Source organism: Microbacterium sp. ARD31 (genome assembly GCF_031844425.1).
This window is the reverse complement of sequence record NZ_JAUZVE010000034.1, coordinates 56,090-76,954: the sequence shown is the minus strand read 5'-3', so window position 1 is coordinate 76,954 and position 20,865 is coordinate 56,090. Positions and strand designations below refer to the sequence as shown.

Here is a 20,865-nt window from a genome sequence, read left to right as displayed (position 1 = left end):
CGGACGGCCTGGTCGGCGGCGGCCCGGGCTGTCGCCACCGCGAGGCCCTGGACCCAGCTGGTGAGCGCCTCGGGCTGCTCGGGCCAGTCGTCGGGAGGGACGACCGCGCCGACCTCGCTGACCCGGCTGACCAGGTCGGCGACCGACCGCTGGTGGGCATCCGCCTGGCGGCGCAGCTCGACCCGACGGTCCCGGAGCCAGCGCTCGACCCGGTCGAAGCGCTCGGTCTGGAACACCTGCTGCAGGAGGGCGTGCCGCTCTTCCGAGCGGGCGCGCAGGAAGGCCTGGAACCGTCCCTGGGGGAGCAGCGCGACCTGGCAGAACTGGGGCAGCGTCATGCCGACGAGCCGCGTCACCAGGTGACCGGTCTCGTCGAGGCGCGTGCTGAGCGGGTGCCACAGGTCGGCACCGTCGGGGGAGGGGCGGCGCTCGGAGATGACGACGCGGGCCTGCTCGGTCGTCGTACCGGTGCCGCGCTTCTTGGGCCGGGTCCACGCCGGTGACCGGTCGATGCGGAACCGGCGGCCGGACAGGGTCGCCTCCAGGACGACGCGCGGCGTCACGTCGTCGCCGGCGTGGTCGGACCGGAGCCGCTTGGCGCTCGCGCGGTCGCCCGGCACGTCGCCGTAGAGCGCGAAGCACACCGCGTCGAGCACGCTCGACTTGCCGGCACCGGTGGGGCCGCTGAGGAGGAACAGCCCGGCCTCGGAGAGCGCGTCGAAGTCGATCCGCACCCGGTCGGCGAACGGGCCGAAGCCGGTGACCTCGAGGTGGTGGAGCCTCATCCACCACCGGCCTGCGGCGGTGCGGACGCTCCCACGAGGACGTCCTGGTCGGGGTCGTGGCAGCAGGCGTCGACCGCTTCGAGGAGCAGGTCGGACTCGGCGGCCGTCGCCGGCACGCCGCGGACCTGATCGAGGAAGTCGACCGTGATGCCGTGGTCGCTGCGCCCCGCCGCGGGCGCAGCCGGCGCATGGGCCTCGGCCGGTGCGGCAGGGAACTGGAGCACCAGGGTGTGCGGGAAGCGCCGGCGCAGCTGCTCCATCGCGCGGGCGGGGCGGGGCACGTCGGTCACCGTCGCCTGGACCCAGTCTCCCTCGTGGTCGGCGAGGGCCGGGTCGGCGAGCAGGTCGAGGAGGCTGCCGCTGATGCGCGAGAGCCGCCGGGGGACGGGCGCGTCGACCCAACGGGCGGTGGAGAGGCCGCGGGCGTCGAGCTCGACGAGCCACGAGCCCTTGGCCTGGTCGGCCTCCGAGAAGGAGTACGCCAGGGGCGAGCCGGAGTAGCGCAGTCCGTCGGCGAGGACGTGCGGGCCGTGGAGGTGGCCGAGCGCGGTGTAGTGGATGCCGTCGAAGGTGCTCGTCGAGACGCGCGAGACGCCGCCGACGCTGATGTCGCGCTCGGACTCGCTCGGGGTGGCGCCGGCGACGAAGGCGTGCGCGAGGACGACCGAGCGCGTCGACGCGGGGCGCCCCGCGAGGTCGCGGCGCACCCGGGCCATCGCCTCGCCGAGCGCGGCCTCGTGGCTGCGGTGCCGGAGGCCCCAGGGCTCGAGAAGCGCGGAGGGGTCGAGGTACGGGAGCGCGTGGATCGCCACGTCGCCGTGCTCGTCGCCGAGCATGACGGGGGTGCCGACGGTGGACGCGTCGGTGCGCACGAAGACGCCGGCGGCGTCCATCAGCCGGGAGCCGAAGCCCAGGCGCTGGGCGCTGTCGTGGTTGCCGCTGCTCACGACCACGCGGGCGCGCGAGGCGGCGAGCCGGGCGAAGGCCTCGTCGGCGAGCGCGACGGCGTCGACGTGGGGGAGGGCGCGGTCGTAGACGTCGCCCGCGACCACGACGACGTCGACACCCTCGGCCTCGACCACCTCCAGGAGGTGGTCGACGAATGACGCCTGGTGCCCGAGCAGTCCCTCCCGGTGGAAGGATCTCCCCAGGTGCCAGTCGGAGGTGTGGAGGATGCGCACACGACGAACCTATGCGCCCGCACCGACAGCGCCGGGCACCCACGCCGCGGTGTGGGTCAGGGGTCAGGTGTAGTGCACCGTGCGGCCCGCTGAGGTGAAGCCCCACAGGTCGATGCCGGCCTCGCGGGCGAGGCCCGCGGCCAGGGTGGTCGGTGCCCCCACCGCCACGATCGCGCCGACACCGCTGGCGGCGGCCTTCTGCACCAGCTCGAAGCCGACCCGCCCGCTGAGCACCAGGCACGCGGCGGCCGGCGACTCCCCGGCCAGCACGCGGGCGCCGACGACCTTGTCGACGGCGTTGTGGCGCCCGACGTCCTCACGCACGACGAGGAGGGTCCCGTCGGCGTCCGCCAGGCCGGCCGCGTGGACCCCGCCGGTCCGGTCGAAGAGCGTCTGGCGCGCGCGCAACGCCTCTGGCAGGCGTCGTACGACGTCGGGGTCGGGCCGCGGTCCCGGCCACGGCGCAGCGGCGCGCACCGAGAGCGCCTCCGCCACGCTGTCCTTGCCGCAGACGCCGCACGCCGACGAACCGGCCGAGGCGGCGACGTGACGGTGGGGAAGCTCCGCGCCGCCGGTCAGCGAGACGGTGACGACGTTGAACTCCTGCTCGGGCGCGAGGTCCGCGTCGGTGCAGTAGGCGACCTGGGCGAGGGTGTCGGGCGTCGCGAGCGCCTCGTTGACGAGCCAGCCGGCGGCGAGCTCGAAGTCGTGGCCGGGGGTGCGCATGGTGACCCAGGCCCGCCGTGCGTCGAGCCCGCCGGCGCGCACGCGGATCTCGAGCGGCTCCTCGGTGACGAGGCGGTCCTCACGCGCGCTCTCGCCGCCGTCGCCGTGCTCGACCACCCGGGTGCGCAGGGACGGTCCCGGCCGCCGCACGCGCTCGCTCACCACCTCTCGACCCTAGCCCGGACGACCTCGCGTTGGTGTCCGAGATCACCCCTTCGGGGATGCGGGGGCGGAGATTCTCCGACCGTAGAATGTAAGAGCCGCAAAGGAGCGGCTACTTCTTACACAACGACGTGAAGAAGTTCCATCGCTCATCACGTGAGGGTCCCCCCTCGAAAGGACACATCTCCATGACCACGCAGCTGCACGTCGCCTTCAGCCTCGTCGACGCCCGGGCTCACGCGACCGAGGACACCGCCCTCCTGCGCACCGTGGAGATCGCCCGCCGTGAGGAGCGCCGCGCCCGTCGCGCCGCGCGTCGCGTCACCCGCTGACCCAGCGCGACCCCTCGTCCGACGCCCCCACGTCGGACCTGCCGCACGCCGCCGCCCTCCCGCGGCCGGCACGCGGCGCCGGCACCCTGCCCGACCCCCCTCTGGCAGGGTGTCGGCCATGACTGACCAGCACCGTCCCGCTGCTCCCACCGCGTCCGACCTCCGCAGCGTCGAGCTCACCCGGATCGGGCACGCCCGCTTCAAGGCCACCAATGCGCGCGGCGGCGAGACGTTCTTCGGCACCGGGGGAGCGGACCCCGACTTCACGCCGGTCGAGCTCCTCCTCGCCGCCATCGCGGGGTGCAGCGCGCTCGATGTCGAGGCGATCACCCACAAGCGCGTCGCCAGCACGACGTACGCCGTGCACGCCGAGGGCCGCAAGATCCGCGACGAGGAGGGCAACCACCTGGTCGACCTGCGCGTCACCTTCGACGTCCGGTTCCCGGAGGGCCCGGAGGGCGACGCAGCCCGCGAGCGGGTGCAGGGCGCGATGGAGATGTCCCGTGACCGGCTGTGCACCGTCGCGCGGACCGTGCAGCTGGGCGCGGCGATCGACTACGACCAGGTCAGCCGATCGTGACCTTCTCGATGGTCACTGGCTTGTTCGGCGCTCCGCCGCCGGCGGGGTGCGCGCCGTCGTTGCCCTCCTTGGCGATGGCGTCGATGACCTCGAGGCCGGCCTCGTCGATCGTGCCGAACGTCGTGTAGCTCGGCGGGAACTGCGAGTCGCGGAACACGAGGAAGAACTGGGATCCGTTGGTGTCCGGCGCGCCGGTGTTCGCCATCGCGATGGTGCCCGCGGCGTAGGACTCGTCGCCGGTGAGCTCGTCGGCGACGGTGTAGCCCGCGCCGCCGGAGCCGGTGCCGGTGGGGTCGCCGCACTGGAGGATGCCGAAGCCCTCCTGGTCGCCGATCCGGGGGCACGGGGTGTCGTCGTAGAAGCCCTGCTCCGACAGCGAGACGAACGAGTTGATCGTGCACGGGGCGTCGGCCCGGTCCATCGTGAGCGTGATGTCGCCGAAGTTGGTGGTCATCGTCGCGGTGACCGTGCCCTCGGCGGGCGCCTCGGCAGCCGGCGCGTCGACGTCGCGCGCCGGCTCCTGGCCGTCCTCGGGGTACTCGCAGGTGGTGGTCTCGCCGCTGGGTGCCTCGCTCGACGACTCCGACGGGGACTCCGACGGGGACTCCGACGAGGACGCGGCCGGGTCCTGGGCGGTGTCGGGGGCGTCACCGTCGCTCTCGTTCCCGCACGCGGCGAGGGTGAGCACGGACAGGCAGGCGGCCACGGTGGCCAGGCGCTTCAGCATGGCGCCGAGGATAGCCAGCGTCCGTTCACATCTCCTCGTGGGTGTCGGGGTCGCCGCCGAACAGCCGGCCGTCCTCCTCGGCGAGCCCCGAGATCGCCGCGACCTCGTCGTCGTCGAGCTCGAAGCCGAACACGTCGAGGTTCTGTGCCTGGCGCTGCGGGTCGGCGGACTTGGGGATCGGGAGCGAGCCGAGCTGCACGTGCCAGCGCAGGATGACCTGGCCGGGGGAGACGTCGTGGGCGCGCGCCGCGGACGTCACCGCGTCCTCGTCGAGCGGGGCGCGTCGCTTGCCCATCGGGCTCCACGCCTCGGTGCGGATGCCGAGGCGCTCGTGGACCTCGCGCATCTGCTCCTGCGGGAAGCGGGGATGCAGCTCGACCTGGTTCACGGCCGGCACGACGCCGGTGTCGTCGATGATCCGGGTCAGGTGCTCCTCGGTGAAGTTGGAGACCCCGATGGAGCGGACCAACCCGTCCTTCTGCAGCTGGACCAGCGCCCGCCAAGCCTCGACGTACCTGCCCTGGCTCGGGTTGGGCCAGTGGATGAGGTGCAGGTCGGTGCGCTCGACGCCGAGGCGCTCGAGGGAGGAGCGGACCGAGGCGATGGCGTCGTCGTACGCGTGGTGGCGTCCCGGGATCTTGCTGGCGACGAGCACCTCGTCGCGGGGCAGCCCGGAGCGTCGCAGCGCCTCGCCCACCTCCGCCTCGTTCTCGTAGTTCACGGCCGTGTCCACGAGCCGGTAGCCGGCCTCCAGGGCGTGCACGATCGCGGCGGTGCCGTCCTCGCCGCGCAGGGGATAGGTGCCGAAGCCGATCGCGGGGACCGTGGTGCCGTCGTTGAGCGTGTACGTCGGTGTGGAGGCCATGGCTCCAACGTAGGGCGCGCCGCAAGGGCCGCCGACCCCGTCGGTAGCCTTGTGCCCGGTGAAGTCCTACGTCCTGCTCGACCACGACGGCGTCCTGGTGGACACCGAGCAGTGGTACTTCGCAGCGGGGCGTCGCGCGCTGGCCGAGGTCGGGGTCGAGCTCGACGAGGCGCGCTACCTCCGCGACATGGCTCGCGGTGCGGGCACCTGGACGCAGGCGCGTGCGGCCGGTGTCGACGAGACGACCATCGACCGGCTGCGGGTCGCCAGGGACGCCTACTACCAGGAGCTCCTGCGCACCGAGCCGATCGAGATCGACGGCGTGGTCGACGCGCTGGCCGAGCTCGCGCCGTACGTGCGGATGGCGATCGTGACGACCGCCAAGCGGGCGGACTTCGAGCTGATCCACGCCGGCAGGCAGATCGTGCCGTTCATGGACTTCGTGCTCGTCCGGGAGGACTACGAGCACAGCAAGCCGCACCCGGAGCCGTACGCCACGGCGCTGCGCCGGTTCGCGGCAGCGCCCGAGGAGGCCGTCGTGGTCGAGGACTCGGCGCGCGGGCTGGCGTCAGCCGTGGCAGCCGGCATCGACTGCGTCGTCGTCCACCACGCGTTCACCGCGTCCCAGGACTTCTCAGCCGCGACCCACCGCATCGGCTCGCTCTCCGAGCTGAAGTCGCTGGTGCTGTGAGGGGAGGACTGGCCGGGCTCGTCTTCGCTATCTGACATAATGTCAGTTATCGGCGATATGGCTGAGCGCGCGGAGAGCGGGGCGTGCTGCACGACGGCGAGAAGTCCCCGGATATCCGGGGACCACGACGACAACGTGGAACACCCGGGTCACCGAGTGGCTCGGATCTTCCACGTTCTCCTGGCGGCGCCCCGCGAGATCGTCGGCGCACGCGCCGACGTGACATAACGCGTCAGGCGAACTTCCCGTACTTCTTGTGCATCGCCTGCTTGGAGACGCCGAGCATGGTGCCGATCTCGGCCCAGCTGAAGCCGTGGATCCGCGCGCGGCGCACGGCGACCGCCTCGGCGGCTGCGAGCTCGTGCTTGGCCCGGGCGATGCGCATGAGCTCCTCGAGGGGGCTCTGCTCCCCCGGCTCGTCGGCGTCGACGGCAGTCCTCATGCGTCAACCATGATTGACGCCGTCCGGAAAGTCAACCCTTGTTGACGGACTGGTCCCGGGTGAGGTGCAGCAGCCACTGCGTCCCGCCGGTGTGGATCAGCGCGTACCGGCGCGAGCCGGTCCGTCCGTGCAGCACGAGCACCAGGCGCCTCTCGTCGCGGTCCTCCGCCTCCCACGTGCCGGTGTCGGCGATCGACTTGTGCTCGTCCTCGTAGTCGACGTGGTCGAGCTCGTGGTCGTCGACGGCGATCGCCAACCGGTCGTGGTGCCGGTCGGTCGGGAGCCCCTTGGGCACCGCCCAGCTCCTGAGCACGCCGTCCTCCTCGAGGCGCAGGTCGAAGTGCGGGCTGGGGCGACGGTGGTCGTGCAGGACGAAGCGGGCCGGCACGACGTCCTAGCCCTTCGGCCGCTGGTCCACGATGCGTCGCATCTTGCCGACGGAGCGCTCGATCTCGAACGGTCCGACGACCTCGACGCCGACGGTGACGCCGATGACGCGCTTGACCAGCTCGGCGACGTGGCGACCGGCCGCCTCGCCCGCGTCGACGGCGACGTCCTCGCGTCGCTCGATGCGCACGGTCAGCGTGTCCATGTTGCCCGCCCGTCCGCGCACGCACTGGAAGTGCGGCGTGAGCTCGGGGACGCCGAGGACGAGCTCCTCGATCTGCGTCGGGAACAGGTTCACGCCGCGCAGGATGATCATGTCGTCGGTGCGGCCGGTGATCTTCTCGATGCGCCGCATCGGCCGCATCGTCCCCGGGAGCAGCCGCGTCAGGTCGCGCGTGCGGTAGCGCAGGACCGGCATGGCCTCCTTGGTCAGCGAGGTCAGCACGAGCTCGCCCTCCTCGCCGTCGGGCAGCACCTCGCCGGTGACCGGGTCGATGACCTCCGGGTAGAAGTGGTCCTCCCAGAGGTGCAGCCCGTCCTTGGTCTCCACGCACTCCTGGGCGACGCCCGGTCCGATGATCTCCGACAGTCCGTAGATGTCGACGGCGTGCATGTCGAGGCGCTCCTCCACGGCGGTGCGCATCTCGTTGGTCCACGGCTCGGCGCCGAAGATGCCGACGCGCAGCGAGCTGGCCCGCGGATCGAGGCCCTGGCGCTCCATCTCGTCGACGATGTTGAGCATGTAGGACGGCGTCACCATGATCACGTCGGGGCGGAAGTCGGCGATCAGCTGGACCTGCCGCTCGGTCATGCCGCCGGAGACCGGGACGACGGTGCAGCCGAGCCTCTCGGCGCCGGCGTGCGCCCCGAGGCCGCCGGTGAACAGGCCGTAGCCGTAGGCGTTGTGCAGGATGTCGCCGGGACGGCCGCCGGCCGCCCGGATGCTGCGCGCGACGACGGTGGCCCACACGTCGAGGTCCCCGCGCGTGTAGCCGACGACGGTCGGCTTGCCGGTCGTGCCGCTCGAGGCGTGCACGCGTACGACGTCGGTGCGTGGTACCGCGAACATGCCGAACGGGTAGTTCTGGCGCAGCGACTCCTTCGTCGTGAAGGGCAGCCGCGCGAGGTCGGCCAGCTCGGTGAGGTCGTCGGGGTGGACGCCGGCCTCGTCGAGCGCCGCGGTGTAGTGCGCGACGTTGTCGTAGGCGTGCCGCACGGACCACTGCAGGCGCTCGAGCTGCAGGGCCCGCAGTTCGTCGACGGAGGCCCGTTCGATCGGCTCGAGCCCGTGGTCGGGCGGGACGGGTGCGGGCACGGCGCCTCCCTGCCGGGGCCTAGACCGACGCCCGGCGCACGAGCTCCGGCACGAAGACCACGCGGCGGGGCACGCCGCGCCCGCCCTCGGCGATCGCCTCCAGGAGCAGCCGCACCGCCTCGGTGACCATCGGACCGATGGGGTTGTGCAGCGTGGTGAGCGGCGGGCGGGTGCGCTCGGCGACCCCCAGGTCGTCGTAGCCCACGATCGAGACGTCCTCGGGCACCCGGATCCCCCGGCTCGCCAGCTCGCGCATCGCGCCTTTGGCCATCAGGTCGGACGCGGCGAAGATGCCGTCGATGTCCTCGGCCGTGTCGAGGAGGGCCGCGCAGGCCTCGGCCCCGCCCTCCTCGGTGAAGTCGCCGTAGGCCACGAGGTCGGCGTCGAGCTCCGCCGCGGCCAGCTCGTGGCGCCATCCCTCGAGCCTGTCGTGGCCCGCGCGCATGTCGCGCGACCCGGCGATGGTCGCGATCCGGCGCCGGCCGGCGTCGAGGAGGACCTGCACGGCCTGTCGCGCGGCGGCCGTGTTGTCGCTGTCGACGTACGACACCCGCTCGGCGCCGAGCCACGGACGGCCGATGAACACGCACGGCAGGCCCAGGTCCGACAGGTGCTCGGCAAGCCGGTCGTCGCGGTGGTGGGAGGCGACGATCGCGCCGTCGACGGAGCGGCCGCGGAGGTACTTCAGCAGCCGTTCCTCCTCCTCCCCCGGCTCGGCCAGGAGCAGCACCAGCTGGAGGTCGTGCTCGCGCAGGGCGCGCGAGACCAGGTGCAGCATGCGTGCGAAGAACGGGTCGGAGAAGATCCGCTCGTCGGACTCCGGGAGGATCACCGCGACCGAGCCGGTGCGACGGGTCACCAGCGAGCGCGCGGTGCCGTTGGGCGTGTAGCCCAGCTGGCGCACGGCGTCGAGGACGGCGGTCTGTGCCTTCGCGCTGACCTTCGACCTGCCGTTGATCGCTCGCGAGGCGGTGGCCTTGCTGACCCCTGCCAGCCGGGCGACCTCGCCGAGCGTGGACGCGTGCTCGTTCATCGGGTTCACGCTACTACTGGAGCGCGTTCCGGGCGGCCACCTCCGCGAACCACAGCGCGCTGTCCTTCGGCGTGCGGACCTGGGTGTCGTAGTCGACGTGCACGATGCCGAAGCGGTGCGCGTAGCCGTAGCTCCACTCGAAGTTGTCCATCAGCGACCACACGAAGTAGCCGCGCACGTCGACGCCCTCGTCGATCGCGTCGAGCACCGCGTGCAGGTGCTGCTCGATGTAGTGCTGGCGTCCGACGTCGTGGATCGCGCCGTCCTCGACGACGTCGTCGGCCATGGCGCCGTTCTCGGTGATGTAGATGGGCGGGGCGTCGTAGTCGTCCCGGAGCCGGACGAGCAGGCGACGGAACGCGTCGGGGTCGATCTCCCAGTCGCGGTCGGTCGTGGGACGGCCGGTGCGGGGGAAGACGAAGCCGCCCCCCGGGTACGGCGACTCGCGCGGGCGTGGAGAGTGCTCGATCCGGCTGCCGAGCAGCTCCCCCGGCGCCGCGTCGTAGCGCAGGGCCGCCGGGACGTCGCCGTGGTAGAAGTTCACGCCCAGGAAGTCGAGCGGCTGGCTGATCAGCGCCAGGTCGCCGTCGTGCACGACGTCCTGCCAGGGCCGGCCGTCGAAGAGCATCCCCTCGGTGTCGCGCGCCAGGTCGTCGGCGTACGCGCCCCGGAGGAGCGGGTCGAGGAACACCCGGTTGTGGAAGCCGTCGAGGCGCCGGGCGGCGTCGACGTCGGCCTCGCGGGTGGGGTCGAAGGGGTCCGCCACCGTCGGGTTGAGCGTGATGCCGACGCTCTTGCCCCGGTCGGGCGTGCCGCCGCGGCGCCGGAACTCCTCCACGAACAGCCCGTGACCGAGGAGCAGGTGGTGGGCTGCGACCACGCCGGCGACGCCCTCCTGTCGACCCGGGGCGTGACCCCCGCTGGTGTAGCCCATGAACGCCGAGCACCACGGCTCGTTGTGGGTCGTCCAGCTGTCGACGCGGTCGCCCAGCGCGTCGTGCACGACCATCGCGTAGTCGAGGAAGCGGTGGGCCGTGTCGCGGTTGGTCCACCCGCCCTCGTCCTCGAGGGCCTGCGGCAGGTCCCAGTGGTAGAGCGTGAGGAACGGCGTGATGCCGGCGGCGAGCAGCTCGTCGGTGAGCCGGCTGTAGAAGTCGAGACCGGCGGGGTTCACCCGCTTCCCGTCGGGGCACACCCGTGGCCACGCCGTGGAGAAGCGGTAGGACCCGAGGCCGAGCCGCTCCATCAGCGCGACGTCCTGCGGCATCCGCTCGTAGTGCTCGCACGCCACGTCGGCGTCGTCGCCGTTCAGGATCGCGCCGGGCACCCGGACGAAGGTGTCCCAGATCGACGGGCCCCGTCCGTCGGCGTCGACGGCGCCCTCGATCTGGTACGACGCCGCGGCGGCGCCCCAGAGGAAGTCGGGCGGGAACTCTCGGGTCGTCATCCCTTGACGGCTCCTTGCATGATGCCGGCCACGAGCTGGCGGCCGGTCGCGATGAACAGGACGAGGAGCGGGATCGTCGCCAGCAGCGTCCCCGCCTGGAGCAGCGCGACGTCGGAGATGCCCCCGGCCGGCGCGATCTTGAGCTGGTCGAGCGCGGTCTGCAGCGTCTGGACGTCGCTCCCCTGCAGGATCAGCAGCGGCCACATGAACTCCGTCCACGTCTGCATGAAGGTGAAGAGCGCCAGGATCGCCATCGCGGGTCGGGCGGCGGGGACGGCGACGGTCCAGAAGGTGCGGATCTGCGAGCAGCCGTCCATCCGGGCGGCCTCGATCAGCTCGTCGGGGATCGCGTCGAGGAGGTACTGCCGCATGAAGAACACGCCGAACGCGGTCACGAGGAAGGGCAGCACCACTGCGGTGCGGGTCCCGGTGAGGCCGAGGTTGCTGAACTGCTTGAGCAGCGGCACGAACGCGAGCTGGGTCGGCACCGCCATGGTGGCGACGACGAACCCCATGGCGACGTTGCTTCCCGGGAACCGCAGCTTGGCGAAGGAGTAGCCAGCCAGCGTCGAGAAGAACACGACGGAGGCCGCGGAGACGCTGGAGATGACGACGGAGTTGGCGAGCGCGGACCAGAAGTCGATCTGGTCGAAGACCCGTCGCGCGTTCTCCAGGAAGTGTCCGCCGGGGTAGAGCGGAGGCGGGCTCTGGATGGCGCGCTCCTTGGTGACCGACCCGATGATGAAGGACCAGTAGAGCGGGAAGGCCGAGCCCACCACGAACGCGGACAGCAGGCCGTAGACGAGGAACCCGGGACGCCGGCTCACCGCTCCCCCCTCCCCTGCAGTCGACGGGTGATGAGGTAGTTGAGCGCGGCGATGCCGACGATGATCACGACGATGATCCAGGTCGCGGCCGCGGCCCGCGGGTAGGGGTCGGTGCCGCTGTTCGAGGTGTTGAAGACGTACATCGTCAGGGTCTGGTACTGGTAGTCGGCCCCGCCCTGGAACTGCAGGTTGGTGTCGAAGAGGCGTGGCTCGGTGAAGATCTGCATCCCGCCGATCGTCGAGGTGATGATGACGAAGAGCATGGTCGGCCTGATCGACGGCAGCGTGACGTGGAAGAACTGCTGGAGCGGGCGGGCGCCGTCGATCGCGGCCGCCTCGTAGAGCTGTCGTGGGATCGCCTGGAGCGCGGCCAGGATGATCAGGGTGTTGTAGCCGGTCCACCGGTAGTTGACCATCGAGGCGATGGCCGTCCAGCTCGCCAGCCGGTCGGAGTGCCAGCTGACCGCCGGCAGCCCGACGGCCCGTAGAGCCTCGTTGACGAGGCCGGACTGGTCGGCGAAGAGGCTTCCGAAGATCAGGGCAGTCGCGGCCGGCGCGACCACGAAGGGCAGCAGCACGCTCATCCGCCACCAGGTGCGCCCGCGCAGCGGCGTGTCGAGCATCGCCGCGATGACGGTGGCGATCACCACCTGCGGCACCGAGGACAGCAGGAAGATGCCGACGGTGTTCCAGAAGGCCTTGTGGAACACCGGGTCGCCGATCACGTGCACGTAGTTGGCCAGGCCGACCCAGGGGCCGTGCTCAGGGCCGAACCGTGGCCACGAGAAGAACGAGAGGTAGGCCGAGTAGACCATCGGGTAGACACCGACAAGGCCGAACACCGCGAAGAACGGGACGACGTAGAGGACCGGCGAGAAGCGGGTGTCCCACCGGGAGAGCTTCTGGCGCCACGTCAGCGGCGGGGGCGTCGTACCGGGCCGTTCCCTGGTGCCGGGAGGGCCCGGGGCGTGGACGGTGGTCATCGCGCGCCTCCGCTCGTGGGGGTCGGGTGGGTGACCCCGGCCGGGGAGGTGGTGCAGTCCTCCCCGGCGGGGGCGATGGTGGTGGTCACGTCCGTGCGGTCAGGACAGGCTCTCGACGGCCTGGGTGAACGTCTCCCACGACTCGTCCGGCGAGGCACCCTCGTCGACGCGCTGGATCGCGGTCTGGAAGAGGCCGAGGATGTCGGAGTACTTGTCACCCTTGTAGGGGTGTCCGGGCTCCACCGCAGCGGCACGGTCGGCGAGGATCACCGCGGTCGGGGCGTCGTTGAAGTAGGGGTCCGTGGCGTTCTGGGACGCCAGCTCCTGCTGCGCCGCGACGTTGGCGGGATAGTTGCCCGCCGCCTCGAACGCGGCGAGCTCCTGCTCCGTGTCGGTCAGCCAGTTGGCCAGCTCCTTGGCCTCCTCCTGGTGCTCCGACATCGCCGGAACGGCGAGGTAGGAGCCGCCCCAGTTGCCGCCACCGCCGGGGAAGGCGTTCACGATGTCCCAGCCCTCGACCTCGGGGGCGTTGGACTTGATGTTGGAGAACATCCAGCCCGGGCACGGCATCGTGGCGAAGCCGTCGTTGGTGAAGTTGGCGGTCCAGTCCTCCTTCCACTGCACGACGCGCGGGGAGAGCGTCGGGGCGTAGCGGGTGACGGTGTCCCACACGAGGGCGAGCTCGTCGTTCTCCACGTCCACGGTGTTGTCGGCGGTCTGGAACGGGAACTCGGCCTGGTTCAGCATCGCCTGCGCGATCGAGCCGCTCGAGTCGTACCACTTGGTGTCCGGGAGCTCCTCGACGAGCTTCTCTCCGGCCGCGAAGTAGGAGTCCCAGCTCTCGAAGATCGACTCGACCTCCTCGCGGTCCGACGGCAGGCCGGCCTTCTCGAAGAGGTCGGCGCGGTAGCAGAACGCCTCCGGCCCGGCATCGGTCGGGTAGCCGATCTGCTTGCCGTCAGCGGTCTGGCCAGCCTGGTAGGCGTACTCGACCCATCGGTCGTCGAGCGAGGAGTCGGAGAGGTCGGCGAACTGGTCGGAGGCGCCCTCGGCGAGGAACTGCGGCATCGCGTCGCCCTCGATCGCGACCACGTCGGTGAGCCCGTGGCCGGCCTGGAGGTCCTGGGTCAGCGTCTGCTTCCACGGGTCCCAGTCGGCGATCTTGGTCATCTTCACGGTGAACGGCCGGTCGGGGTCGGCGTTCCACTCCTCGATCAGCTTGTCGTAGCCGAAGTCGCTGAACGTGGTGATCGTCAGGACGTCGTCCTGGCCGAGCTCGGCCTGGGCGGAGCCGGACTCGTCGTCGCCGCCACAGGCGGCCGTCATGGTGGCGACGAGGGCCGTGGCGACGCCGAGCGCCGCTCCCCGTCGGATCGTGGGCTTGCGCATCGCTGGACGCTCCTGGGAGGTGTACTGCGGTGGAACCGATTCCACCGTTCTCGCGACACACTATGATCGGCGTCACACCGCGATGTCAACGCTCAGCGTGAAACGCGTGACGCCGCCCGCCTGCAGCGGGTGCAAACGGTTCCACCCGCAGGCGCCCGCGGTGCCAAGCAGGAGGACGTCGGGCTCAGCCGAGTCGTCGTACCTGGTAGGTCCCGAGGGTCGAGGCGACCACCTCGCCGGCGGCGTCGGTGAGGGTCGCCTCGAGCACGAACTCGCCCCTGCCGGTGGCCAGGGCGTCCTCGCGGACCCGCGCGGCCTCCGGCGGGGCCAGCGTCGCCTCGGCGCGTACGACGCCGAGCGCGGGACGTCGGAACCTGATGGTCGACTCCTTCACGAGCGGCACGAACCCGGCGAGCTCGCCCTCGAAGTCGAAGGTGGTCAGGGCGAGCAGGCCGCCGAGCATCTCGGCGACGCTGAAGAGCGAGCCCGCGTAGGTCACGCCGAAGTGGTTCACGTTGGGCTCGGGCGGGAGCTCGGCAGCGGCGAAGCCGGGGCGGACCTCGACGACGCGGATGCCCATGGCCTCGAGGATCGGCACGGACCCGACGGCCTGGTCTGCCTCCACGCTCCACGTATAGGCCATCGCAGGCTCGCTCACAAGGCCCCACCCCTCCCCCCGGCCCCCGTGGTGATCGGCGTCGACCACAGTCCGGGCAGGCGCGCCGACCGGGGCGGCACGCTGCGCTGGGTCACGGCACGAGCGTGGCCCGGAGCGCGGCGATGTCCTCCGGTCCGACGCGGCAGCAGCCGCCGACCAGCCGGGCGCCGTCGGCCACCCACGCCCCGACGTCGGCCGGGTCGAAGGCGGAGGTCCCCGTCCACGCCCGCGCCTCGGCGTCCCAGCCCTGGCCGGAGTTGGGGTAGACGACGGCCGGACCGTGCGTGCCGGCGAGCGGCACGGCGGCCCCCGCGTCAGCGGGCGTCGTGCAGTTGACGCCCACGGCGAGGACCTCGGCCACGTCCGCTGCCATCGCGAACGCCTCCTCGAGCGGCTCGCCGGCCCGGGTCCGTCCGTCCGCTGCGGAGAGCGACAGCCACGCCGGCACGCCCGAGCCGTCGAGCTCCGCCAGCACGGCCTCGACCTCGGCGAGGCAGGGCACGGTCTCCACCGCGAGCACGTCGGCTCCCGCGCCCACCGTGGACGCGAGCACGTCGAGGCGGGGGCGGTGGAACGCCCGCAGCCCGGCGACGTCGAGGTCGTAGTCGCCGCGGTACTCGGAGCCGTCCGCCAGGACCGCGCCGTAGGGTCCGACCGACGCGGCGACCCAGCCGTCGCGTGCGACCGCGTCGCGCGCCGCGGCGGCCAGCGCCACGCTGCGGCGCAGCAGTCGCTCGACCTCGCCGCGGTCCACGCCCTCCGCGCCGAACCCCTCGAAGGAGACCTGGTAGGAAGCGGTGGTCGCGACCTCTGCGCCGGCCTCGAAGAACTCCCGGTGGGCGCGCTCCACCGCCGCGGGGTCGTCCCGCAGCAGCCGCGCCGACCACAGGTGGCTCGACAGGTCGTGACCGTGCCGCTCGAGCAGCGTGGCCAGGCCCCCGTCGAGGACCACGGCCCGGGAGTCGACGGTGTCGCGGAGGCTGGTGCGGCTCATGGCACGAGTCTGGCACCCGAGGGGTGTGCCCGGACGACCGTCCCGTCCGCGACGATCGGGTCCGTGCCAGAGGGACACACCATCCACCGCCTCGCGCGGCGCCACGCCCGGCTCCTGGGCGGGCAGCAGGTGTCGGCGGACAGCCCGCAGGGTCGGTTCGAGGACGGTGCGCGGCTGCTCGACGGCCGCGTCCTGGCTGCGACCGACGCCTGGGGCAAGCACCTGTTCCACCGCTACGACGACCTCTGGCTGCACGTCCACCTCGGCCTCTACGGGAAGTTCCGCGACGGTCTCCTGCCCGCACCCGAGGCCCGGGGCGCGCTGCGGCTGCGCCTGGTGGGCGACCACCACTGGTTCGAGCTGCGCGGTCCCACGGCCTGCGAGGTCCTCACCGACGCCGAGCGCCGCTCGGTGCTCGCCCGGCTCGGCCCGGACCCGCTGCGCCGGCGTCCCGACCGGGACGCCTTCGTGGCGCGGGTGCTCCGGAGCCGCGCCCCCATCGCGACCCTGCTGATGGACCAGTCCGTCGTCGCGGGTGTCGGGAACGTCTACCGGGCCGAGGTCCTCCACCGCCGGCGCCTGGACCCGTTCCGGCACGGGCGCCTCCACGACGCCGCAGTGCTGCACGCACTGTGGGACGACCTGGTCGGTCTCCTGCGGGCCGGCGTGCGCGCCGGACGCATCGTCACCACGCGGCCCGAGGACCGTGAGCGTCCCGCGGGACGCGCCCGGCGGGTCGACGCGTACTACGTGTACGGCCGCGCCGGCCTGCCGTGCCGGATCTGCGGGACGCCCGTCCAGGACGCGCTCCTCGCCGCGCGGCGCCTGTTCTGGTGCCCGGTCTGCCAGGCGTGATCGTGGTCAGCGGGCGAGGGCCAGCACGGCTGGCGGGTCCTCGACGTGCGCGTTGTGGCCCAGGCCGGGCAGCGTGACCGGGTCGTCGACCAGTGCGGCGAGCTGTTCGTGGCTGACCATCGGGTCGTGCTCCCCGCGGGCCAGGACCACCGGGCACCCGGCCGCCGCGAGCAGTCCGGCCATGTCGGGCACGCCGACCCCGAAGGTGCGCGGGTCCTGGGCCAGTCGCCAGCCGCTCCCCTCGACGACGACCCCGGCGTCGACGACCGGGTCGTCCGGGCCGACCAGGCCGGCGAGCCCGGAGACCTTCAGGAACCGGTCGGCCGCCTCCGCGCGCGTGTCGTACGTCGCCACCGGCCGGTCGGCCAGCGCAGCCGCCCGCGCCGCGTCCTCAGCCGGCCAGTCCACCTTGATGCCCAGCCCCACGACGCGTCGTACGCGACCGGGCGCCAGCGCTGCCAGCGCGAGCGCGACGACGCCACCCATCGAGTGACCCACGACGGTGACCGGATCGTCGCCGAGGAGGGGCAGGACCGCCTCGGCGTGCCGGGTGAAGGAGTACGGCGGGTCCCACGGCGCCGTCCCGTGGCCCGGCAGGTCGGGCGCGACCCCGTCCCAGTCGCGCCAGACCCCGCCCGTGGCGCCGAGGCCGTGGAGGAGCAGCATCAGGCGCCCACGTAGTCGGCGAGGTGCTTGCCCGTCAGGGTCGGCTCCTTCGCGGCGACCAGGTCGGCGGGCGGGCCCTCGAACACCACGAGCCCGCCGTCGTGCCCGGCACCGGGCCCGAGGTCGATGATCCAGTCGGCGTGGGCCATCACGGCCTGGTGGTGCTCGATCACGATGACCGACTTGCCCCCGTCGACCAGGCGGTCGAGGAGGCCGAGGAGGTTCTCCACGTCGGCGAGGTGCAGACCGGTCGTCGGCTCGTCGAGGATGTAGACGTCCCCCTTCTCCCCCATCTGCGTGGCCAGCTTGAGGCGCTGGCGCTCGCCGCCGGAGAGGGTGGTGAGCGGCTGGCCGAGCGAGAGGTAGCCGAGCCCGACGTCGACGAGGCGGTCCAGGATCTTCACCGCGGCCGGGATCCTCGCCTCGCCGTCACCGAAGAGGTCGCGCGCGTCGACGACCGACATCTCGTGGACCTCGGCGATGTCCTTACCGCCCAGCGTGTGCTGAAGCACCTCGGCCTTGAAGCGACGCCCCTCGCACTCCTCGCACGGCGACTCGACCGTGGCCATCGGGCCGAGCTCGGTGAAGATCACCCCGGCACCGTTGCAGGTCTCGCACGCGCCCTCGGAGTTGGCACTGAAGAGGGCGGGCTTGACCCCGTTGGCCTTCGCGAACGCCTTGCGGATCGGCTCGAGCAGCCCGGTGTACGTCGCCGGGTTGCTGCGTCGCGAGCCCTTGATCGCCCCCTGGTCGATGACGATGACGTCGTCGTGGCCCGCCAGCGACCCGTGGATCAGCGAGCTCTTGCCGGACCCGGCGACGCCCGTGACGACCGTGAGCACGCCCAGGGGCACGTCGACGTCGACGTCGCGCAGGTTGTGGGTGCTGGCGCCGCGGACCTCGATGGTGCCGGTGGCCGTGCGGACCGAGTCCTTGAGCCGCGCGCGGTCGTCGAGGTGCTTGCCGGTGATCGTGTCGCTGGCCCGCAGGCCGTCGATGTCGCCCTCGAAGCAGATCGTGCCGCCGCTGGAGCCCGCACCGGGACCGAGGTCGACGACGTGGTCGGCGATGGCGATGGTCTCGGGCTTGTGCTCCACGACGAGGACCGTGTTGCCCTTGTCGCGCAGCTGCAGGAGGAGCTGGTTCATCCGCTCGATGTCGTGCGGGTGCAGGCCGATCGTGGGCTCGTCGAAGACGTAGGTGACGTCGGTCAGCGACGAGCCGAGGTGCCGGATCATCTTCGTGCGTTGCGCCTCCCCGCCCGAGAGGGTGCCGGCCGGCCGGTCGAGCGAGAGGTAGCCCAGCCCGATCTCGGAGAAGGAGTCGAGCAAGTGCTGCAGGCCCTTCAGCAGCGGCGCGACGGACGGCTCGTCGAGGTCACGCACCCACTCGGCGAGGTCGCTGATCTGCATCTCGCACAGGTCGGCGATCGACCGGCCCTGGATCTTCGAGCTCCGCGCCTCGGGGGTGAGCCGCGTGCCCTCACAGTCGGGACACGTCTGGAAGGTCACGGCACGCTCGACGAAGCGGCGTACGTGCGGCTGCATCGCCTCGGGGTCCTTGGAGAGCATCGACTTCTGGATCTGCGGGATGATCCCGTTGAAGGTGAGGTTGACCCCCTCGACCTTGATCTTGGTCGGCTCCGACCACAGCATCGTCTCGAGCTGCTTCTTGGTGAACGACCTGATCGGCTTGTCCATCGGCAGGCCCATCCCCTCGAAGAGCCGGCCGTACCACCCGTCCATCGAGTAGCCCGGCACCGTGAGGGCACCCTCGGAGAGCGACTTCGCGTCGTCGTAGAGCGCGGTGAGGTCGATGTCGTTGACCTTGCCCATGCCCTCGCAGCGCGGGCACATGCCGCCGAGGTAGACCTCCTGCTTGGCGATCCGGCGCTCGGTGCGACCACCCTTCTCGGTGGTCATCATCCCGCTCGCCTTCCGCGTCGGGACGTTGAAGGAGTACGCCGTAGGCGGACCGACGTAGGGGTCGCCGAGCCGGCTGTAGAGGATCCGCAGCATCGCGTTGGCGTCGGTCGCGGTGCCGACCGTGGACCGTGGGTTCGCGCCCATCCGCTCCTGGTCGACGATGATCGCGGTCGTCAGCCCTTCGAGGTGGTCGACGTCGGGGCGCGCCAGAGAGGGCATGAATCCCTGCACGAACGCGCTGTAGGTCTCGTTGATCATCCGCTGCGACTCGGCGGCGATCGTCGCGAACACCAGCGAGCTCTTCCCCGAGCCCGAGACCCCGGTGAACACGGTGAGCCGGCGCTTGGGCAGGTCGACCGAGACGTCCCTGAGGTTGTTCTCCCGCGCCCCCTCGACCCGGATCAGGTCGTGCGCGTCGGCCGGATGTGCAGTGGTCATGCGTGCTCTCTCCCCTGTGCTGGTGGTGCGCCCACGCGGCTGCGGGCCATCCTGCCAGTCCGACGCGTGGCGGGTCGCGGACGTGACGGCGCAGGTGACCGCCCATCCGTCCGCCCATGGGGATGGAGCGACGGTCAGGGTGGGCCTGACAGGCTGGACGCATGACGACTCACGACGACCAGCTCGGGACCGTTGCCGAGATCATGAAGGACACCCGCATCGCCGTCCTCACCTACGTCTCCCTCGAGGGCACGCTCGTGTCGACGCCGATGGGCACCCAGGACTTCGAGGACCCCGGCACCGTCTGGTTCCTCACCGAGCGGAACACCGACAAGGTGCACGCCATCCAGGCCGACCCGCGGGTGAACGTGGCGTACTCCAGCGACTCCGGGTGGGTGTCGCTCACCGGCACGGCGACCGTGAGCGAGGACCGCGCCAAGCTGCGCGAGCTCTGGGACGCCTCGGCTGGAGCGTTCATGACCGGCGACGCCGACGACCCGTCCAACGTGCTGCTGCGCGTCGACGGGCGCACCGCGGAGTACTGGGAGTCCCCGGGCAAGGTGAAGGCGGCCATCCAGGTCGCGAAGGGACTGATCGGCGACGGTCGCCCCGATCTCGGGGACAACGACACCGTCGACCTGTAAGCCTTCGGCATGCTCGTCGACGCACACGGACCCGCCCACCCCGACGACGTCTGGCGTCGGTTCACCCAGCCGGACACCTGGCGCACCTGGGCGCACCTGATCCAGGGCGTGGAGTCCTCCGACGACGTCCTCGCCCCGGGCACCACCGGCACGGTCCACGGACCCGCCGGAGTCCCGGTGGCGTTCACCGTCACCGACCTCGACCCTGAGCTGAGGTCGTGGTCGTGGACGGTGGGCGGACGCTTCGGCGGCGCGGCCATGGACCACTTCGTCCTGCCCGCCCCCGGCGGCAGCACCCGCGCGGTGCTGCGGGTGCCCGGCCGCTCCTCGGCGCTGCTCCAGCCCTACCGGCTCCCCGCCACCCGCGCCCTGCGACGTCTCGTCGCCGAACCGGGTGGGTCGGGAACCGTCGAGGACGTCCGTGCGTTCGACTTCGCCTTCGCGCCGTCCTACGCGGCGGCAGGGCGTGCGTTCGGGATCACGCCCGCCACCGCCACCGTCGAGGTGGGCCCGCAGTGGCTCTACATCGCCTACGGTCCGTGGCGCCTGGTCACCCCGGTCGACAACGTCGCCTCGGCGGAGATCACCGGCGGCTTCGCCTGGCTCAAGACGGCCGGTCCGCCGCACCTGTCGCTGGAGGACCGCGGGATCTCCTTCACGACCAACGGCGATCGGGCGTTGTGTGTCACGTTCCACGAGCCGGTGCCCTCCATCGACCCGACGGCGACGATCACCCACCCCGGAGCCACCATCTCGGTCGCCGACCCCGAGGGCCTGGCGGAGGCGCTCGGGCTCGAGCTCTGAGGGTCCGCG

Annotated in this window: 23 protein-coding genes; 6 read left to right on the top strand and 17 right to left on the bottom strand. The window is 72.0% G+C overall.

All coding sequences use genetic code 11. The features are described from left to right. The 3 genes from Q9S36_RS38740 to Q9S36_RS38730 all read right to left on the bottom strand — a co-directional run. A partial coding sequence (locus Q9S36_RS38740; protein ID WP_311290094.1) for an SMC family ATPase occupies positions 1-785 on the bottom strand: 785 nt, incomplete at its 3' end. Then, a complete protein-coding gene (locus Q9S36_RS38735) occupies positions 782-1,966 on the bottom strand; it encodes an exonuclease SbcCD subunit D (protein WP_311290093.1) in 1,185 nt (394 codons plus the stop codon). The genes Q9S36_RS38740 and Q9S36_RS38735, both read right to left, overlap by 4 nt. Positions 1,967-2,029: 63 nt before the next feature. After that, a complete protein-coding gene (locus Q9S36_RS38730; protein ID WP_311290092.1) occupies positions 2,030-2,857 on the bottom strand; it encodes a formate dehydrogenase accessory sulfurtransferase FdhD in 828 nt (275 codons plus the stop codon). A 185-nt stretch (positions 2,858-3,042) separates the two neighbouring features. Between Q9S36_RS38730 and Q9S36_RS38725 the strand changes: the two genes are divergently transcribed. Continuing rightward, positions 3,043-3,186, top strand: coding sequence for a hypothetical protein (locus Q9S36_RS38725; RefSeq protein WP_311290091.1), 144 nt, complete (start codon positions 3,043-3,045; stop codon positions 3,184-3,186). A 118-nt stretch (positions 3,187-3,304) separates the two neighbouring features. Then, positions 3,305-3,766, top strand: a complete 462-nt coding sequence (locus tag Q9S36_RS38720; protein ID WP_311290090.1) for an OsmC family protein — start codon at positions 3,305-3,307, stop codon at positions 3,764-3,766. Here Q9S36_RS38720 and Q9S36_RS38715 read toward each other — a convergent pair. Then, complete coding sequence (locus Q9S36_RS38715) at positions 3,753-4,493, bottom strand: peptidylprolyl isomerase (protein WP_311290089.1); 741 nt, start codon at positions 4,491-4,493, stop codon at positions 3,753-3,755. The genes Q9S36_RS38720 and Q9S36_RS38715 overlap by 14 nt on opposite strands. Before the next feature lie 25 nt (positions 4,494-4,518). Next, positions 4,519-5,358: an aldo/keto reductase gene (locus Q9S36_RS38710; RefSeq protein ID WP_311290088.1), complete on the bottom strand. Its 840-nt coding sequence runs from the start codon at positions 5,356-5,358 to the stop codon at positions 4,519-4,521. Positions 5,359-5,416: 58 nt separating this feature from the next. Here Q9S36_RS38710 and Q9S36_RS38705 point away from each other — a divergent pair, with 58 nt between their 5' ends. Continuing rightward, the gene (locus Q9S36_RS38705) at positions 5,417-6,049 is read left to right on the top strand and encodes an HAD-IA family hydrolase (RefSeq protein WP_311290087.1); all 633 of its coding nucleotides are present in this window, start codon (positions 5,417-5,419) and stop codon (positions 6,047-6,049) included. A gap of 232 nt (positions 6,050-6,281) precedes the next feature. Here the strand turns inward: Q9S36_RS38705 and Q9S36_RS38700 are convergent, their stop codons facing one another. The 10 genes from Q9S36_RS38700 to mmuM all read right to left on the bottom strand — a co-directional run bounded on the left by Q9S36_RS38700 (position 6,282) and on the right by mmuM (position 15,524). Then, positions 6,282-6,491 (bottom strand): AsnC family protein, encoded by a 210-nt coding sequence (locus Q9S36_RS38700; protein WP_311290086.1) that lies wholly within the window; start codon positions 6,489-6,491, stop codon positions 6,282-6,284. 31 nt (positions 6,492-6,522) lie between these two features. Then, entirely contained in the window at positions 6,523-6,879 is a 357-nt protein-coding gene (locus Q9S36_RS38695; RefSeq protein WP_311290085.1) for a DNA polymerase ligase N-terminal domain-containing protein, read from the bottom strand. A 6-nt stretch (positions 6,880-6,885) separates the two neighbouring features. Further along, positions 6,886-8,193, bottom strand: a complete 1,308-nt coding sequence (paaK, locus tag Q9S36_RS38690; RefSeq protein ID WP_311290084.1) for a phenylacetate--CoA ligase PaaK — start codon at positions 8,191-8,193, stop codon at positions 6,886-6,888. Between the two features lie 19 nt (positions 8,194-8,212). Further along, on the bottom strand, positions 8,213-9,226 hold the full coding sequence (locus Q9S36_RS38685; RefSeq protein ID WP_311290083.1) for a LacI family DNA-binding transcriptional regulator: 1,014 nt from the start codon (positions 9,224-9,226) through the stop codon (positions 8,213-8,215). Positions 9,227-9,239: 13 nt separating this feature from the next. Beyond that, the gene (locus Q9S36_RS38680; RefSeq protein ID WP_311290082.1) at positions 9,240-10,673 is read right to left on the bottom strand and encodes a family 1 glycosylhydrolase; all 1,434 of its coding nucleotides are present in this window, start codon (positions 10,671-10,673) and stop codon (positions 9,240-9,242) included. Further along, positions 10,670-11,500: a carbohydrate ABC transporter permease gene (locus tag Q9S36_RS38675; protein WP_311290081.1), complete on the bottom strand. Its 831-nt coding sequence runs from the start codon at positions 11,498-11,500 to the stop codon at positions 10,670-10,672. The genes Q9S36_RS38680 and Q9S36_RS38675 overlap by 4 nt, the downstream gene beginning before the upstream one ends. Beyond that, positions 11,497-12,483, bottom strand: coding sequence for a sugar ABC transporter permease (locus Q9S36_RS38670; protein ID WP_311290080.1), 987 nt, complete (start codon positions 12,481-12,483; stop codon positions 11,497-11,499). The genes Q9S36_RS38675 and Q9S36_RS38670 overlap by 4 nt, the downstream gene beginning before the upstream one ends. Positions 12,484-12,582: 99 nt before the next feature. Next, positions 12,583-13,872: an extracellular solute-binding protein gene (locus Q9S36_RS38665; RefSeq protein ID WP_311290079.1), complete on the bottom strand. Its 1,290-nt coding sequence runs from the start codon at positions 13,870-13,872 to the stop codon at positions 12,583-12,585. A gap of 184 nt (positions 13,873-14,056) precedes the next feature. After that, positions 14,057-14,497, bottom strand: coding sequence for a YiiD C-terminal domain-containing protein (locus tag Q9S36_RS38660; RefSeq protein WP_311290078.1), 441 nt, complete (start codon positions 14,495-14,497; stop codon positions 14,057-14,059). Positions 14,498-14,621: 124 nt separating this feature from the next. Then, on the bottom strand, positions 14,622-15,524 hold the full coding sequence (mmuM, locus tag Q9S36_RS38655; RefSeq protein ID WP_311290077.1) for a homocysteine S-methyltransferase: 903 nt from the start codon (positions 15,522-15,524) through the stop codon (positions 14,622-14,624). Between the two features lie 63 nt (positions 15,525-15,587). On the opposite strand from mmuM, the gene Q9S36_RS38650 reads away from it, so the two are divergent. Further along, positions 15,588-16,379: a DNA-formamidopyrimidine glycosylase family protein gene (locus tag Q9S36_RS38650; RefSeq protein WP_311290076.1), complete on the top strand. Its 792-nt coding sequence runs from the start codon at positions 15,588-15,590 to the stop codon at positions 16,377-16,379. Positions 16,380-16,385: 6 nt separating this feature from the next. Here the strand turns inward: Q9S36_RS38650 and Q9S36_RS38645 are convergent, their stop codons facing one another. Further along, positions 16,386-17,045 carry an alpha/beta hydrolase gene (locus Q9S36_RS38645; RefSeq protein WP_311290075.1) on the bottom strand — a complete coding sequence of 220 codons (660 nt, stop codon included), beginning with the start codon at positions 17,043-17,045 and terminating at the stop codon, positions 16,386-16,388. Next, positions 17,045-19,408 carry an excinuclease ABC subunit UvrA gene (locus Q9S36_RS38640; protein WP_311290074.1) on the bottom strand — a complete coding sequence of 788 codons (2,364 nt, stop codon included), beginning with the start codon at positions 19,406-19,408 and terminating at the stop codon, positions 17,045-17,047. Before Q9S36_RS38640 ends, Q9S36_RS38645 begins: the two co-directional genes overlap by 1 nt. A gap of 161 nt (positions 19,409-19,569) precedes the next feature. Here Q9S36_RS38640 and Q9S36_RS38635 point away from each other — a divergent pair, with 161 nt between their 5' ends. Both Q9S36_RS38635 and Q9S36_RS38630 read left to right on the top strand, forming a co-directional pair. After that, positions 19,570-20,052, top strand: coding sequence for a pyridoxamine 5'-phosphate oxidase family protein (locus Q9S36_RS38635; protein ID WP_311290073.1), 483 nt, complete (start codon positions 19,570-19,572; stop codon positions 20,050-20,052). A gap of 9 nt (positions 20,053-20,061) precedes the next feature. After that, on the top strand, positions 20,062-20,856 hold the full coding sequence (locus Q9S36_RS38630; protein WP_311290072.1) for an SRPBCC family protein: 795 nt from the start codon (positions 20,062-20,064) through the stop codon (positions 20,854-20,856). The last annotated feature ends 9 nt before the right edge of the window (positions 20,857-20,865 follow it).

Bases quoted from the DNA above. Each gene is read 5' to 3' on its own strand.
- Q9S36_RS38725 (WP_311290091.1), top strand. From the start codon at position 3,043: ATGACCACGCAGCTGCACGTCGCCTTCAGCCTCGTCGACGCCCGGGCT.
- Q9S36_RS38720 (WP_311290090.1), top strand. From the start codon at position 3,305: ATGACTGACCAGCACCGTCCCGCTGCTCCCACCGCGTCCGACCTCCGC.
- Q9S36_RS38715 (WP_311290089.1), bottom strand. From the start codon at position 4,493: ATGCTGAAGCGCCTGGCCACCGTGGCCGCCTGCCTGTCCGTGCTCACC.
- Q9S36_RS38710 (WP_311290088.1), bottom strand. From the start codon at position 5,358: ATGGCCTCCACACCGACGTACACGCTCAACGACGGCACCACGGTCCCC.
- Q9S36_RS38700 (WP_311290086.1), bottom strand. From the start codon at position 6,491: ATGAGGACTGCCGTCGACGCCGACGAGCCGGGGGAGCAGAGCCCCCTC.
- Q9S36_RS38685 (WP_311290083.1), bottom strand. From the start codon at position 9,226: ATGAACGAGCACGCGTCCACGCTCGGCGAGGTCGCCCGGCTGGCAGGG.
- Q9S36_RS38680 (WP_311290082.1), bottom strand. From the start codon at position 10,673: ATGACGACCCGAGAGTTCCCGCCCGACTTCCTCTGGGGCGCCGCCGCG.
- Q9S36_RS38670 (WP_311290080.1), bottom strand. From the start codon at position 12,483: ATGACCACCGTCCACGCCCCGGGCCCTCCCGGCACCAGGGAACGGCCC.
- Q9S36_RS38665 (WP_311290079.1), bottom strand. From the start codon at position 13,872: ATGCGCAAGCCCACGATCCGACGGGGAGCGGCGCTCGGCGTCGCCACG.
- mmuM (WP_311290077.1), bottom strand. From the start codon at position 15,524: ATGAGCCGCACCAGCCTCCGCGACACCGTCGACTCCCGGGCCGTGGTC.
- Q9S36_RS38645 (WP_311290075.1), bottom strand. From the start codon at position 17,045: ATGCTGCTCCTCCACGGCCTCGGCGCCACGGGCGGGGTCTGGCGCGAC.
- Q9S36_RS38640 (WP_311290074.1), bottom strand. From the start codon at position 19,408: ATGACCACTGCACATCCGGCCGACGCGCACGACCTGATCCGGGTCGAG.
- Q9S36_RS38635 (WP_311290073.1), top strand. From the start codon at position 19,570: ATGACGACTCACGACGACCAGCTCGGGACCGTTGCCGAGATCATGAAG.
- Q9S36_RS38630 (WP_311290072.1), top strand. From the start codon at position 20,062: ATGCTCGTCGACGCACACGGACCCGCCCACCCCGACGACGTCTGGCGT.